Origin of the sequence: Bradyrhizobium sp. AUGA SZCCT0105 (assembly GCF_018129565.1) — a bacterium.
Taxonomy (GTDB): Bacteria; Pseudomonadota; Alphaproteobacteria; order Rhizobiales; family Xanthobacteraceae; genus Bradyrhizobium.
Genome location: NZ_JAFCMK010000009.1, coordinates 150824 through 165656, shown reverse-complemented (window position 1 = coordinate 165656; position 14833 = coordinate 150824). Strand labels below are relative to the sequence as shown.

Sequence of the window (14833 nt, the reverse complement as noted above, 5' to 3'; positions counted from 1 at the left end):
TTCGGCGGTCTGCTCTTTCAGCGCCGCGATCAGCCCGGGACGATCAAACTTGGCGACATAGTCGTGGAAGCCGGCCTGCCGGCCGCGCTCGATCGCCGCCGGCGACACCATTGCCGACAGCGCGATGATCGGCAGCCCGGTGAGATTGTGGTCACTGCGGATGTTCTCGGCGAACTCAAAGCCGTTCATCTCGGGCATCTCGATGTCGGTCAGCACGACGTCGAAGGCCTGTCCCGAGCGCAGCGCGGCGAGCCCTTCCTGCGCGTTCGGCGCGGTCCGCACCTTGTAGCCGGCGGCTTTCAGCACCGGCGCCAGCATGTTGCGGAAGAACGCGCTATCGTCGACCAGCAGCACCGACTGCGCCGAGGCCGACGGGCGCATCTCCTTGCGCGAGAACCAGTCGGCGAACGCCATCGGCAGGAAGTGGCCGACGTCGATCACCTCGGTGGCCTGGCCCTTGATCACGGCCGAGCCCAAAATGCCGTCCTGGCTGCCCGCGACCTCGATGTTGAGCCGCTCCTCGACGATGTCGATGATCTCGTCGACCACGAGCCCCATCGAGCGGCCGTCGTCGGCGAACACCAGGATCGGCTGCGCGCCCTGGGTCTGCACCTCGACCCCTGCCATCTGCACCAGCGGCATCAGCTGCTCGCGGTACTGCACCATGTAGCGGCCGTTCGAGAGCTCGATCTTGTCGGTTGCGATCTCCTCCAGCCGGGTGACGAGGCCGAGCGGCACCGCCTTCGGCTGGCTGGAACCGGCGCGGAACACCAACAGCGAGGTCAGCTGCTCGCCGCTCGAGGCATGGGCCGCCGCATTGTCGTCGGCCATGTCATGGGCCGAGGAGCCGGACGCGCCCAAGGCCTTGGCAATGCCGTTGGGGTCGATGATCATGATCACAGCACCATCGCCCAAAATGGTGTTGCCGGAGAACATGTCGATGTGCCGCAGTTTCGTGGACATCGGCTTGACCACGATCTCCTCGGTGTGGAACACGCCGTCGACCACGATGCCAAAGGTCTGGCTGCCGACTTGCGTCACCACGATGAAGCTGTTCTCGGCATCCGAGGTGGCGCCATCGTCGATCTTGAGGAGCTTCTTCAGATGGATCAGCGGCAGCAGCTTGTTGCGCAGCCGCAAGACCGCGGTGTCCTTGATCCGCTCGATGCGGTGCTCGGAGTTGGCGCGGGCCCGCACCAGCTCGACCACAGACAATTGGGGAATCGCAAAGCGGTCGCCGCCGGCTTCCACGATCAGCGCGGAGACGATCGCAAGCGTCAGCGGGATCTTGATGGTGACCGAGGCGCCCTCACCGGCCACGCTCTTGATGTCGATGGTGCCGCCGATCTGGTCGATATTGGTGCGCACCACGTCCATGCCGACGCCGCGGCCGGACACCGAGGTGACTTGCGCCGCGGTCGAGAAGCCCGGCGCGAAGATGAACTTGTGGATCTGGGCTTCGGTCATCTTCTCCAGCTCAGCCTCGGTGACGAGACCGTTCTGGAGCGCCTTGGCCTTGATCCGCTCGGTGTTGAGCCCGCGGCCATTGTCGGCGATGCAGATGATGATATGGCCGCCTTCGTGATAGGCGCTGAGGCGGATGGTGCCCTGCTCGGGCTTGCCGCTAGCGACCCGCTCGGCGGTGGTCTCCAGGCCGTGATCGGCGGAGTTGCGCACCATGTGCGTCAACGGGTCCTTGATCAGGTCGAGCACCTGGCGGTCGAGCTCGGTGTCGGCGCCGTGCATCTCGAGCTCGATCTGCTTGCCGAGCTCGCCGGAGAGATCGCGGACGATGCGCGGCAGCTTCTGCCAGGCATTGCCGATCGGCTGCATGCGCGTCTTCATGACGCCTTCCTGCAGCTCGGCGGTGACGTTGGAGAGCCGCTGCAGCGGCACCTTGAACTCGGTGTCCTCGTTGCGGCGTGAGATCTCCAGCAGCTGGTTGCGGGTCAGCACCAGCTCGGAGACCATGGTCATGAGGTGTTCGAGGGTGTCGACGTTGACCCGGATCGACTGGTTGGCGATCTTGTCGCCTTCCTGGACATCCTCGGTGGCGGCCTTGCGCACCGGCTTCTTTGCGGCTTCAACCGGCTCGGCCGCGGGCGCAGCGGTGACGGCCTTCGCGACCGGCACAGGTGCGGGTGCTGCGACTTCAATCTCGGTCTCGCGGAAGGCGCGCTCGAGCTCGTCGAGCGAGACCTCGCCCGGGCGCAGCGGACGCTCCAGCGTCTGCACCACCAGCGTGCCTTCGGTCATCGCCGCCTGCACGGATGGAGATTCAACGACAGGCACAGCTTCTTCGGCGGCAGCTTCACCAGCAGCCATCGCCGCCATGCCGTGCTCGACCATCGCCTCGAGCTGATCGATCAGGTCGCGGTCGTTACCCTCCGGCTCGGCTTCGGTCGCCTCGAGCCCGCCGAGGATCTCCTTGATGCGGTCGATCGAGGACAGGATCAGCGTCACGGCTTCCGCCTTCACCGGCATGCCGTCGCGGAATTTGCCCATCAGGGTCTCGCCGGCATGCGCCAGCGCTTCCAGCCGCGGCAGCCCGAGGAAGCCGCAGGTCCCCTTGATCGTGTGCACAAGCCGGAAAATGTTATCCAGGATCTTCGCGTTGTTCGGATCCTGCTCGAACTGCACCAGCTGGTTGTCGACCGTGTCCAGGCTCTCGCTGCTCTCCGTCAGGAACTCGCGCAACAGATCGTCCATGAATCGGTCCCCTCAAGGTGCTACGGAACGCACGCCTCGCATCGATAACTTGGCCGGCTTCACGGCGACGTTAATTTCGTCGTCCGTGCAAATACGGACGATGAAGCCGTTCAAGGACGACGCATCACGACATCGCGGCCAGTTTCACAGCAACAAGCCCTTACCACCCGGACGGGAAAGAGCCCGTTCCACCTGTCGTCGCAATTTGAACGAAATGCGATCGAGGGACGGTCAAATCCCGCGAAATGCTGGCGGCCATGACATCCGCCTGCATCAGAGCGCGATCGCCCATGGGTTGAACATGGGTTGAAACCGGCGGGATGGTTAAGCGAACCCAAAAGCAAAGGCGGCGGAGTTTCCTCCGCCGCCTCGATAGTCGTTGTCTGTCGCGGCTACGCTTAGCGGAGCAGCTGCAGAACGCTCTGCTGCGACTGGTTGGCCAGCGCCAGCGCGGACACCGCGATCGACTGGCGGGTCGACAGCGCCTGGCTGTTCGCCGCTTCCTCGTTGGTGTCGGCCAGCGTCAGGTTGGACGAGCCGGTCTGCAACACGTTGATCAGGTTCTTCGAGAAGTCCTGGCGGATCTGCACGATCGACAGGTTCGAACCGAGGGTCGAAGCCTGGGTGCGCAGCAGGCCGCTCGCGCTGTTGAGCGTCTTCAGCGTGGCGTTGGCCGAAGCGTTGTCGATGAAGTCCGTGCCGGCGGTCAGCTTGGTGAGGTTGAGGCCGGAGGCATCGAAGGTGACGCCCTGGATCTTCAGCGTCGAGGAGCCCGTCTCGTTGAAGGTCAGCTTGAGCTGATCGCCATTGAGCAGGTTGATGCCGTTGTACGACGCGTCCTGGGCGGTCGTGGTGATCTGGTCCAGGATGTTGTTGTACTGGTTGACCAGGTTGGCGCGGTTCGCCAGTCCATTCGGATCCTGCACCGGGGCGCTGCCCACAAGGGCGTTGAACAGCTTGCCGGCGCCGGCTGCCGTGCCACCGATCGTGCCGATGGTCGCGGACGCAGCATCGTTGGTGGTGCTGATGGTGAGCGCTCCGCCCGCGCTGAGCGACGCCTGCAGGTTGTTCGCGGACAGTGCGTTGTTCAGGTCGTTGAGGGACTTCACCTGGCCCGCGCCGCTACCAAACGTAATGTTGGTGGCCTTGCCGTTGCCGGTCGCGCCGATCGTCAGCGTCAAGCCATCCAGCGGCGAAGGCGTTGCCACGGTGCGTGCCTTGGTTCCGGCGGTAAGGCCGAAAGCGGCGAGGCCCGAGCCGGAGATGTTGAGATCCTGGTTGGTGCCGGTGCTGATCTGGAGCGCACCAGCCGCCACGGTGGAGGCGGTGGCCGTGCCGGTGATGCCGTCGATCGCGGTGAGCAGGTCGCCGACCGTCAGCGTGCTGCCCGCGCCCGTGCCGAGGGTCACGTTGCCGGACGAATCGGTCGTCGACGTGGTCTGCGTGTTCGAGAACGTGATCGACTTGCCGTTGACGCTGATCGTACCGGTCGGGGTCGCTGCCAGGCTGTCGGAGTTGGCCGCAGTGACGAGCTTGGTGGCGGCCGTGATCGGCGCCGGCACCGTCAGATTGTTGTTGACGACCGTACCAGCGAGGGTCGCGTTGCTGTAGGTGGCGGTACCGCGGATATCGTCGGTGGTCGCGCCGGTGACCACGGCGGTCGTCACCTGTGACTTCTGGGAGTAGCCGACCGCGGCCTGCAGAGCCTGGTTGGCGACCGACTTGGCGCTGTCGACGAGCTTCTGCAGCGAAGTGATGCCGGTGTTGGCGGCCTGCAGCACCTGCACGCCGTTGCCGATTCCGTCCAGCAGGTTGTTGATGTCGCTGGCGCGGTTGTCGAGCGACTGCGCCGTGAAGAAGTTGGTCGGATTGTCGAGCGCGGTGTTGACCTTCTTGCCGGTGGACAAGCGGTTCTGCGTGGTGGCGAGCAGGTCGGCCGTCGACTGCAGCGAAAGCAGGTTCTGACGGACCGATGACGAAAGGACGATGCCGGACATACTGGTACCCTTCTGGATGAACACGAATGACGCGACGCCGTAAATTTCGCACGGCGACCGGTGCCACACTGGTCCGTCCGCGCTACCCGTTCGTTAAAGGGCTGCTCCGTACAAATACCCAGGATGGCTTTGCCGGTAATTCCACGGCCGCCGTGCAGACGCTCAGCTAAGCGACGCATGTTCGCCGCCGGATCAATCTCGTGACAGCGAATTTGTCCTCGCATTTGCGGGACTTGCCGCATGCTCGCGCTGCCGACGGGGGCCTTCGACATCCGTAATGGCCATCGCGACGGCACACGCTTGGGTAAACATCAGAGTTAATGGAAATCAATAAATGCGAGACAACGTCGCAACCGTCTCGTCCGGGATACGCGGCATTCGAATCGCCTCGAACGCCGCGCAGGCCGATGCGATTGCCGACCGTCTGCCCCCTAGAGGGTATAGAGTTCGCACCACAACCCTTGTGCTATTGGACAGGCAAGCTATGTTCGCTTTCCACACGCCAAGAGTAGGTGATGCGAGACCGTAGTGCTCCCGCCCTCGGCAGGAGCTCCAATGTCCGCGGTATCGCGTCCGCCCAATCGTCTGTTGCAAGCACTTCCCTCCACGGAATACGCGCAACTTCATCCCGTTCTGGAAACCGTCGACCTGACCAAGGAAACGGTGCTCGCCGATGCCGGCGCGCCGGTGCAGCGGGTCTATTTCCCGCACGGCGGTGTGGTCTCGATGATGGTCAATCTGTCCGACGGGCAATCCGTCGAGATTGCAACCATCGGTCGTGACGGCATCGTCGGCGCATCCGCCGCCCTGCATGAGCGGCCGCTGCTCGCCGACGCGATCGTCGTGGTGCCGGGCACGGCATCGATGGTGCGGGCGGAAGATTTCCGCGAGACCGCCAATCGCAGCGCGGAGTTCCGGACCCTGGTTGCTCTCTATGAGCAGGCGCTGATGGCGCAGACCCAGCAATCCGTCGCCTGCAACGTGTCGCATCCGGTGGAGGCACGGCTGTCGCGCTGGCTGCTGCGCGCGCGCGACCTGTGCGGCAGCGAAGCCTTGCCGTTGACCCAGGAGATGCTGGCGCAGATGATCGGTGTGCGGCGCAATGCGGTTTCGATCGTCGCGCATGGGTTTCAGCAGGCCGGTATCCTGCGCTACAGCCGCGGCCATATCGAAATCACCGATATCGACGGTCTGCGGAAGGCAGCGTGTGAATGCTATGCGACCGTCAAGGCGCACGCCGAACAATTGATCGGGCCCGAAGATTGATCGCGGCGACCCGCTGCAGCCGCGGATAACGTGACGCTCCGGCGATCGGCGTATTCCTAATGGAACCAAGATATGTTTCCATTGGAACCAAGACGTGCCAGAATAAGTTGCATAACGACCCAACTGCACGCATCAGCTTTGATGACCAGAGACAAGCTTTGCCGGAAGGCAGGAGGTTGCTTTGGATACGGTTCCGCGATCGCCCAACGGATTTCTGTCTTCGCTCTCGGAGAGCGATTTTGGGCTGATCCGGCCCTATTTGCGGACGATCGACCTCGCCGCCGATTCGGTCCTGATCGAGACCGACGAGATGCTCGAGCGGACATACATGCCGCACAAGGGGGTGATCTCGCTGGTGGTCAGGCTGGCAAGAGGCGTGTGCGTGCAGATCGCGATGGTCGGCCGCGGCAGCATCTACGGTGCGTTCGCGGGGCTTGGTGAAGCTCCCACGCTGAACAGCGCCGTGGTGCTGGTGCCGGGCGTCGCTTCGACGATCGAGGTCGAAGCCTTGCGGACGGCCGCCGGCCAGAGCCCGACTCTGCGAGCGATGCTGATCCGGCACGGTCTCGCCGTCTATGCCCAGATCCAGCAGACGGCCGGCTGCAACGCCGCGCACACCGTGGAGTCGCGGCTGGCGCGATGCCTGCTGCACACGCGCGATCTCTCCGGCAGCAACAAGATCGCCCTGACGCAGGAGGCGATGGCCCAGATGATCGGCGCACGCCGCAACAGCGTGTCGCTGGTCGCGCATACCTTGCAACAGGCGAATTTCATCCACTACAGCCGCGGCCACATCGAGATCACCAATGCGGATGGACTGATCAGGACCGCGTGCGAGTGCTACGCCACGGTCAAGGCGCAATATGCGGGGCTGCTGAGTTGCCAGGAAGCCGGCGGCTGAAGCTTGCTATTCTTGACGCGTCTTGTTCACGCGAATCGCTACCACTTCGTGCGAAAACGCCCCCGCCGGCGCACAAGCCGTACTTCTACGGCGTACGATTTTCACCGTCGGATAACGCTGCATCCGCAAAGTCGCGTCGACGCACGGGGGAGCCGATGTTCACGTACGAGACGACCGACCGGAAGGAAGCCCGGCGCTTCCGCATGGCCCAGTTCAACGGCCGGCCCGCCACCATCAGGTCCGCCGGCGCGACAGTGACGGGACGTGTGCGCGCGATCGTCGAAAGCAAGTCCGGCGCGACGGCGGCATGGGTGGTCACGATCGTTCCGGACGAGCCGAAGTCAGCCGCCTCCGCCGCGCGGCTCGCGCCGCGCCTGTGCTTCGCCGCGGAAGACGATTTCTGAGAACCGGGTTCTAGCGAACCGAATTCGCCGACTCAGAGCCCCGTTCCGTTGGAATCGGAACCGAACTCTGGACTTTGGTTTTGACGCGTTTCTTTGCGCGAACCGGTACCCACCCCGCATCAAGTGCGGGGCAGGCTTCGCTGAAAACGCTCTATGCGGAATGCAACAAGGCCTTGCGGACGAGATCTGCGGTGTTTCGCGCACCCAGTTTGCGCATGGCCTCGGCGCGATGGCTCTCGAACGTGCGCGGGCTGATGTTCATCCGCAGCGCGCCCTGCTTGTTGGAATAGCCGTCGCTGATCAGGCTGAGCACCTCACGCTCGCGCTTGGTCAGCGGCTTGCGGCCTGCCTCCGGCGTGAACATGACATCGGGCGACCGGGCGCCTGCCGGCTTGTCGTCAAGCGGCGGCCTGAGATCGGTGGCCGGAATCGCGTTCGGATAGAGATCGGAGATCTGCTTCAGCATCGCGGATACCCGCTCGGTCTGCTCGAGCGCGTTCTCGATCACCTGCCGCAGATAGACGCCGTTGCCGGGCGCATGCGCGAACTGCTGACTGTGCTGTTTGAGCTCGTTCATGTAGAGCAGCAGCGCCGTCACCGGCCCATTGAACTGCCGGACGATCGCCGCCCCGGCGTCCGCGGTCACCTGCGTTCGCGGCACAACAGCTCCCTGAATCTCGGGCGGCTGCGCCTCGAGCGTCGCGGTTCCGGCCATCCATGTCGGAAGGCGCGCCTCGGCTCGATTGTCATGTTGCGTCATAAGTATGGTTTACCGAAGGTGAACTTGTGGCCGCGTTAACACGGGACTCCGTAAAACTACGGGTGACGCAACTGTGACCTCGGGCCCCGACCTGCCAAGCAGGCGCAGATTACCGCTGATTTGGCAACGAATCTCGCTTGTTTGAGCCGAAGGACAGTAGTCTTACGGGGCATCAAGGCCACTTCATCCCGATGATGCCCGCAGGTTGGATTTTACCTTCCCGATGCGCTCCGGGGCGCATCGGCGCCCACATCCGCCCCCTGGCTTCAGGTTGAAATGGGCGGGGTGCGCGCCGCCCCTCAGACATCAAGGGCGCCGCCGCCGGAGGAATTTCTGCAGGAAGCGTCCCGAAAGGACAAACCTGAACCACCAATACGCCATTCGCCGGGTCGTCATCGATCAACCCTCCGGGCATCGGGATCGCATCGGCTTACCGCACGCCGGCCGACGCGCGTATGAGACGGATCACATCGGCCGAGGGGCGCGGCGGTGGGCGTCGGGTCAGGCGAATGTCGATTTACAGCCCCGGCATGCGCCGCGATGATCGCCGCCTCTCGACCAACAACAAAAGGGCGCGGCAATGAAGCGAGGGCGGAACGGGCGGAATGGATCCTGGATGACGATTGCGGCGCTGGCCGCAGCACTGCTGTCCGGCACCGGCGCGCAGGCCCAGACCACGCCGACCGGCAATGCAGCACCGACGTCAGACAACGCGATCATGGTCACCATCTTCTTCAAGCATGATCAGTCACGGCCGCTCAGCGAGTTGAATGCGCAACTCGAGCGGCAGGGCTTCTACAAGGCGTTTCCGCCCGAAGGTGTCGAGGTCGTGAGCTGGTACGTGATGATGGGGGTCGGCCAAGTGGTGACCCTGCGGCTGCCGGCCTCGCGGCTGCGCGAGGTCAACCGTGTTATCGAGAACAATGCCTGGGGCGCCTACCATACCGAGTTCTATCCGACCTACGACTACAAGCCGGTCGGGATCGGCAATCACGAGAAGGCGAAGCAATAGGTCGATCGCATGAGGACCGAACGGCATCGCGGCCGCGCGCCGCATTGCCGGCCCTGCGCGAACCGGCTCACGATTGGACGGCTCCGCTGCCTATGCGTGAGCCCGCGAACGCTGGCTCAGCCGCTTTGCCAGTATCCGCAAATCCTCGCGGCGCCCGCTGCAGAGCAGGCGGATGAATTCGTCGGGATCGATGCAGGCAGGCGGCAAATCGGCGGAGTTGCGTGGGACGCGGCGTAGCCAGGTCAATCGGAAGAGACGCTTGAGCATCTTCATGGTTCGTTGCCCCGATGAGCGTCTGTGTTAACTCGCGGCAATGAAGTTTGGTTCCGTTCCTTATGGTCGCCCGGCAGAAAATTTGGTTCAATGCCGTCAGGCGAGCAGTGCCTTGCGCCTTTGCACCCGCGCAATGGAGCGCCGCACCGCGGCCTGATCCAGCGATCCGTCCTGCAGCGCACCCGCGACCGCCGCGGCGATGCCGGCGATCGCCTGCTCCTGGTCGAGCAGATTGTTGCCGATGCAGATCATGTCCACGCCGGCGGCGATCGCCTGCAGGCTGGCCGCGCTGGTGCCGAGCGCCTTTTGTAGCCCCTGCATCTGCATGTCGTCGGTGATCAGCAGCGTCTCGGGCAGCCGGTGGCGAAGCCGGGCGATTCCAGCCGATGACAGTGTCATCGGATGCTGCGCGTCCCACTGGCGGACAATGGCGTGGCTGATCAGCACCGCATCGCCGAAGGTATCCGGGGCCAACGCGTAGAACAACTCCTCCTGCTCCGGCCGCAGCGCATCGGAAATGTCCATGAACTCCAGATGTGAATCGACGTGCGCGCCGCCGATGCCCGGATAATGCTTCAGGCAAAGGCCCACCCCTGCCTGCCGCGCCGCGGCGTCGACCAGACGGGCATTGGCCACGACCTCGCCGATCTCGGACGAATAGGATCGCTTGATCCTGCCGATATTGGGATTGTCGGGATTGTAATCGACGTCGATGACGGGCGCGAAATTGTAGCGGATGCCGAGCCGCCGCAGCTCGCCATAGCTTGCGGCCAGGATCGCCTGCTTGTCCGCAGGCGTGAGCCGATTGAAATCCTTTGCGCTCGGCAGCGGCTGAAAACCGAGGCCCTCCTTGAGCCGGCGCACCAGACCGCCCTCCTGGTCGATGAAGACCAGCGGCTGCGACGGCAACGCCGCGATCTCGGCGCAGAGCGACTGCAGCTGCGCAGGCGATACGATGTTGTTGTCGTATTGCCGGGTCTGGCACGAGTAATCGAACAGGATCACGCCGCCGAGCCCGAACTGTGCGGCAAACTCCTTCAGCCAGGGCGGAATGACCTTGCCGTGGAATCCCAGGATGAAGAGTTCGCCGACGGACATGGCCGCTCGCTATCGGATGGGCATGGAATCAGCCCCGCACCCGAAGCAATAGCACGCTGCGGCAGCGGTAAGAATATGACGCCAGTCGCGGCGCGACTGCGTTCCCCGTGCTCGCATCACTATGTTAAGACACGCCGGCACGCCTCGATCGCGGCTGCCACAACACAAGAAATTTCGGAAACGCCCATGACAGCACCTTACGTCCCGCAAATGGCCCTGTACCGCGACTGGCTGAAGGACACACGCGGCCTTGCGTTTGCGGATTTCGAGGCGATGCGGCGCTGGTCGGTCACCGATATCGACGCCTTCTGGCAGAGCGTCTGGGATTATTTTGACCTGCGCTCGCCGACGCCGCATTCGGCGGTGCTGGCCGAACGCAAGATGCCGGGCGCGGTGTGGTTTCCCGGCGCTTCGGTGAACTATGCGCGCCAGGTTTTCCGGCACGTCGCGCCGGCGCACGCCGCCGGCCTGCCGGCGCTGATCTCGAGCGGCGAGGAGGGCAAGCTTTCGGAGACGAGCTGGCCGGAGCTGCAGCGCAAATCGGCGGCGCTTGCGCTGCACCTGAAGGCCAACGGCGTCCGTGCCGGCGACCGCGTCGCGGCGTACTTGCCGAACATCCCCGAGACGATCATCGCGTTTCTGGCGACCGCGAGCCTGGGTGCGATCTGGAGTGTCTGCGCGCCCGACATGGCCGCACCCGCGGTGATCGACCGCTTCAAGCAGATCGAGCCGAAAGTGCTGATCGCCTGCGACGCCGTGACCTATGCCGGCAAGCGCCATGACCGGAAGCCGGTGATCGAGGAATTGCGGCGCGCGCTGCCGACGGTGCAGCATGTCATCCTGCACAGCGATGCCGCGCCGTCCGAAACACTGCTGTCGTCCATCCTTGCCGGCCAGAGCGCGGAGATCGACGCCTTCGAGCCGGAATGGCTGCCGTTCGACCACCCGCTCTGGATCGTCTATTCCTCGGGCACCACCGGATTGCCGAAGCCGATCCTGCACAGCCATGGCGGCATCATCGTCGTGGCGCTGCCGCTCTCGACCCTGCACAACGACATCGGCTGCAGCTATCAGCCGAACTCGTTCGGCGAGCGCTTCCACTGGTACTCTTCGACCGGCTGGATCATGTGGAACTGCCAGGCCAACGGTCTGCTCAACGGCACGACCTGCTGCATCTTCGACGGCAGTCCCGGCGGCACCAAGGACAAGCCGGACTGGACTACGCTGTGGCGCTTCGTCGCCGACGCCAAGGCGACCTTCTTCGGCGCCGGCGCAGCGTTCTTCGCCAATTGCACCAAAGCGGAGATCGATCTCGCTGGGGTAGGCGACCTCTCGGGCCTGCGCACGCTCGGCTCGACCGGCTCACCGCTCAGCGCCGACACGCAAGCCTGGTTCAACGAACGCTTCGCCGCGCTTTCGAAACGCAACGGCAACGCCGCGCAGGCCGACATGTGGTGGGCCAATATCTCCGGCGGCACCGATTTCGCCGGCGCCTTCATCGGCGGCAATCGCGAACTGCCGCAGACCCCCGGCATCATGCAATGCCGGCTGCTCGGCTGCGCGGTGGAGGCTTTCGACGAACAGGGCCGTGCCGTGATCGACGAGGTCGGTGAGCTCGTCTGCACCGAGCCGCTGCCCTCGATGCCGCTGCGCTTCTGGAACGATCCCGGCAATGCGCGCTACATGGCGAGCTATTTCGAGACCTATCCCGACAATTTCGACGGAAGTGGCCGCGGCCCGGTGTGGCGGCATGGCGACTGGCTCAAGATCAACCCCGACGGCTCCTGCGTGATCTACGGCCGCAGCGATGCCACCATCAACCGCCATGGCTTGCGGATGGGCACCAGCGAGCTCTATTCGGCGATCGAGGCGCTGCCGGAGGTGCTGGATTCGATGGTCGTCGACCTCGAATATCTCGGCCGCGACAGCTACATGCCGCTGTTCGTGGTGCTGCGCGAGGGCATTGTCCTCGATGCCGCGATGAAGGCGAAGATCAACAAGGCCGTGGAAGCCGGGCTGTCGCGCCGCTTCCTGCCCAACGACATCTTCGTCGTGGCGGAAATTCCGCGCACGCTGTCCGGCAAGAAGCAGGAGCTGCCGGTCAAGAAGCTGTTGCTCGGCCATTCCGTCGAGAAGGTCATCAACCGCGATGCGATGGCCAATCCCGGCTGTCTCGACTGGTATCTCGACTTTGCCAGGAGCTATCTGAGCAAGCAGGCCGGCGCGGCGTAAGCGATCGCGCCGTTTGTCAGCGCGGCCTGCTGCGCCAAGGCGGCGGTGAGAGGGCATCGCGCAGATGCTCGACAAAAGCCTGCGTGCGCCTGGCTCGCCCGCCGCGGCCCGGATTGAGCAGCGCGACGATGTCGGCCGGCGGCAGGCGGAAGCTCGGCAGCACCCGCACCAGCCGGCCACCGGCGAGATCCTCGGCGACATCCCATTCCGACCTGACGATCAGGCCATGATCCGCCAGCGCCCAGGCCTTCACCACCTCGCCGTCATTGCTCGACAGCATCGGCTCGATCCTGATGACATCAGGCTCCGCCGCCGCACGCCGGCGCGAGAAGCGCCAGAGCGTCACATCCTCTTCGTTCTCGCGGAGCGCGATGCATTGATGCCCGCGTAGCTCCTGCGGGCTCGCCGGGATTCCACGGCGCTTCAGATAGGCCGGCGTGGCGCAGAGAACGCGTTCATTGGGCGCAAGACGCAGCAAGCGAAGCGAGGAATCCTTCAACGCGCCGATATGGATCATGACATCCCACGCGCTCGCGGCGGCACGCGCCGGCCGATCGGACAGTTCGAGCTCGACCGACACGTCGGGATGCTGTGTTCGGAAGCCGGCAACGGCCAGCGCGATGTAGCGGCGTCCGAAGCCGAGCGGCGCAAGAATCTTCAGGTGGCCGGCGATGGTTCCGCGACGCGCCTGCAGCGCCTCCGTCAGCTCCGTCGCCTCGTCGAGCAGCGTGCCGCCGCGCAGCACCAGCAGCTCGCCTTCATCGGTCAGCGTCAGCCGCCGGGCCGAACGGCTGACCAGTTGAACGCCGAGGCGCTGCTCGAGGCTCTGCAACCGCTGCGACACCGCCGATGGCGTCACGTCGAGCGCCCGCGCCGCGGCGGCGAGCGATCGGGCCGCAGCGATGGCCACGAAGAAGCGGATGTCGTCGGTCGAGAGCATTAAGTCCAGACTTAATATAGGAATGACATTCGGTAAATTGTACTTAGCATGGAAACGGCTAGTCTCGCCGGATGTCATCAGCCCCTGTTTTGAACGCCTCGCATCCGCTTGCCGATATCGAGACGCCCTGCCTCGTGCTCGACGAAGACAGGATGCTGCACAACATCACCCGTTTGAAGACGCGGCTGACGCGGCTCGGCGTACCGCTGCGCCCGCATCTGAAGACCGCGAAATCAATTCCGGCGGCGCGCGCCGTGATGGACGGCCCAGGCGGCCCGGCGGCGGTCTCGACCCTGCAGGAGGCCGAGGTGTTCGCCGCGGCAGGCGTCAAGGACATCCTCTATGCCGTCGGCATCGCGCCGCAAAAGCTCGATCGCGTCGCCGCGCTGCGGCGACAGGGCGTGGACCTGTCGGTGGTGCTCGACAGTATGGAGCAGGCGGCGGCCGTCGCCACGATGGCGCGCATGACGAACGACCGCATTCCGGTGCTGATCGAGATCGATTGCGACGGCCATCGCGCGGGTGTCGGCGCGCACGACCCGCAACTGGTCGAGATCGGCCGCGCGTTGCATCAAGGCGGCGCCGAGTTGCGTGGTGTCATGGCGCATGCCGGCGAATCCTATTCCTGCCGCAGCGTGGCGGCGCTCGAGCAGGCGGCCGAGCAGGAGCGCGCCGCCGCCGTTGCCTGCGCCGAAACGCTGCGCGGAGCCGGACTGCCATGCCCCGTGGTCAGCGTCGGCTCGACGCCGACGGCGCATTTCGCGCGCCGGCTCGACGGCGTCACCGAGGTGCGCGCCGGCGTCTTCGTGATGTTCGACCTGGTGATGGCCGGGATCGGGGTCTGCGCGGTCGACGACATTGCGCTGTCGGTGCTCGCGACGGTGATCGGCCATCGCGCCGACCGCGGCTGGACCTTCATCGACGCCGGCTGGATGGCGCTGTCGCGCGATCGCGGCACCGCGAAGCAGCCGATCGACCAGGGCTACGGCATCGTGTGCGACATCGATGGACGGCCCTATCGCGACCTGATCGTGACCGAAACCAATCAGGAGCACGGCATCATCGCGCTCCGTCCCGGCAGCACCGCGCCGCAGGTGGCGCCGCCGGTCGGCGCGAAGGTGCGGATCCTGCCGAATCATGCCTGCGCGACCGGAGCCCAGCACGACCGCTATCATGCCGTCGCCGCCGGCTCCAACTCGGTCAGGCAATGGGAGCGGTTTCGCGGATGGTAGGAAATGGAG

At 64.7% G+C, this 14833-nt stretch carries 11 protein-coding genes; 6 read left to right on the top strand and 5 right to left on the bottom strand.

The annotated features are described in order from the left end of the window. On the bottom strand, positions 1-2709 hold a 2709-nt coding region (locus tag JQ573_RS33495; RefSeq protein ID WP_212408779.1), incomplete at its 3' end, for a hybrid sensor histidine kinase/response regulator. Between the two features lie 398 nt (positions 2710-3107). Then, a complete protein-coding gene (locus tag JQ573_RS33490) occupies positions 3108-4706 on the bottom strand; it encodes a flagellin (RefSeq protein ID WP_212319029.1) in 1599 nt (532 codons plus the stop codon). Between the two features lie 555 nt (positions 4707-5261). Here JQ573_RS33490 and JQ573_RS33485 point away from each other — a divergent pair. From JQ573_RS33485 to JQ573_RS33475, 3 genes are all read left to right on the top strand, one after another. Further along, positions 5262-5972 carry a Crp/Fnr family transcriptional regulator gene (locus JQ573_RS33485; RefSeq protein ID WP_249132617.1) on the top strand — a complete coding sequence of 237 codons (711 nt, stop codon included), beginning with the start codon at positions 5262-5264 and terminating at the stop codon, positions 5970-5972. Positions 5973-6153: 181 nt separating this feature from the next. Continuing rightward, entirely contained in the window at positions 6154-6873 is a 720-nt protein-coding gene (locus tag JQ573_RS33480) for a Crp/Fnr family transcriptional regulator (RefSeq protein ID WP_212319027.1), read from the top strand. Between the two features lie 155 nt (positions 6874-7028). Next, the gene (locus JQ573_RS33475) at positions 7029-7277 is read left to right on the top strand and encodes a hypothetical protein (RefSeq protein WP_092121780.1); all 249 of its coding nucleotides are present in this window, start codon (positions 7029-7031) and stop codon (positions 7275-7277) included. A gap of 151 nt (positions 7278-7428) precedes the next feature. Here JQ573_RS33475 and JQ573_RS33470 read toward each other — a convergent pair whose 3' ends face one another. After that, positions 7429-7992, bottom strand: a complete 564-nt coding sequence (locus JQ573_RS33470) for a helix-turn-helix transcriptional regulator (RefSeq protein WP_249132616.1) — start codon at positions 7990-7992, stop codon at positions 7429-7431. Between the two features lie 661 nt (positions 7993-8653). Here JQ573_RS33470 and JQ573_RS33465 point away from each other — a divergent pair. Next, a complete protein-coding gene (locus tag JQ573_RS33465) occupies positions 8654-9049 on the top strand; it encodes a hypothetical protein (RefSeq protein WP_249132615.1) in 396 nt (131 codons plus the stop codon). Between the two features lie 369 nt (positions 9050-9418). Here JQ573_RS33465 and JQ573_RS33460 read toward each other — a convergent pair whose 3' ends face one another. Further along, positions 9419-10420, bottom strand: a complete 1002-nt coding sequence (locus tag JQ573_RS33460) for a glycoside hydrolase family 3 N-terminal domain-containing protein (protein WP_212319018.1) — start codon at positions 10418-10420, stop codon at positions 9419-9421. A 75-nt stretch (positions 10421-10495) separates the two neighbouring features. On the opposite strand from JQ573_RS33460, the gene JQ573_RS33455 reads away from it, so the two are divergent. Further along, positions 10496-12652: an acetoacetate--CoA ligase gene (locus tag JQ573_RS33455; protein ID WP_283815134.1), complete on the top strand. Its 2157-nt coding sequence runs from the start codon at positions 10496-10498 to the stop codon at positions 12650-12652. 16 nt (positions 12653-12668) lie between these two features. On the opposite strand, the gene JQ573_RS33450 is transcribed toward JQ573_RS33455, so the two are convergent. Next, a complete protein-coding gene (locus JQ573_RS33450) occupies positions 12669-13592 on the bottom strand; it encodes a LysR substrate-binding domain-containing protein (RefSeq protein WP_212319014.1) in 924 nt (307 codons plus the stop codon). 71 nt (positions 13593-13663) lie between these two features. On the opposite strand from JQ573_RS33450, the gene JQ573_RS33445 reads away from it, so the two are divergent. Next, on the top strand, positions 13664-14824 hold the full coding sequence (locus tag JQ573_RS33445) for a DSD1 family PLP-dependent enzyme (RefSeq protein ID WP_212319012.1): 1161 nt from the start codon (positions 13664-13666) through the stop codon (positions 14822-14824). Positions 14825-14833 lie beyond the last annotated feature (9 nt).

Bases quoted from the DNA above. Each gene is read 5' to 3' on its own strand.
- JQ573_RS33470 (WP_249132616.1), bottom strand. From the start codon at position 7,992: ATGGCCGGAACCGCGACGCTCGAGGCGCAGCCGCCCGAGATTCAGGGA.
- JQ573_RS33475 (WP_092121780.1), top strand. From the start codon at position 7,029: ATGTTCACGTACGAGACGACCGACCGGAAGGAAGCCCGGCGCTTCCGC.
- JQ573_RS33460 (WP_212319018.1), bottom strand. From the start codon at position 10,420: ATGTCCGTCGGCGAACTCTTCATCCTGGGATTCCACGGCAAGGTCATT.
- JQ573_RS33455 (WP_283815134.1), top strand. From the start codon at position 10,496: ATGACGCCAGTCGCGGCGCGACTGCGTTCCCCGTGCTCGCATCACTAT.
- JQ573_RS33450 (WP_212319014.1), bottom strand. From the start codon at position 13,592: ATGCTCTCGACCGACGACATCCGCTTCTTCGTGGCCATCGCTGCGGCC.
- JQ573_RS33490 (WP_212319029.1), bottom strand. From the start codon at position 4,706: ATGTCCGGCATCGTCCTTTCGTCATCGGTCCGTCAGAACCTGCTTTCG.
- JQ573_RS33465 (WP_249132615.1), top strand. From the start codon at position 8,654: ATGACGATTGCGGCGCTGGCCGCAGCACTGCTGTCCGGCACCGGCGCG.
- JQ573_RS33485 (WP_249132617.1), top strand. From the start codon at position 5,262: ATGTCCGCGGTATCGCGTCCGCCCAATCGTCTGTTGCAAGCACTTCCC.
- JQ573_RS33445 (WP_212319012.1), top strand. From the start codon at position 13,664: ATGTCATCAGCCCCTGTTTTGAACGCCTCGCATCCGCTTGCCGATATC.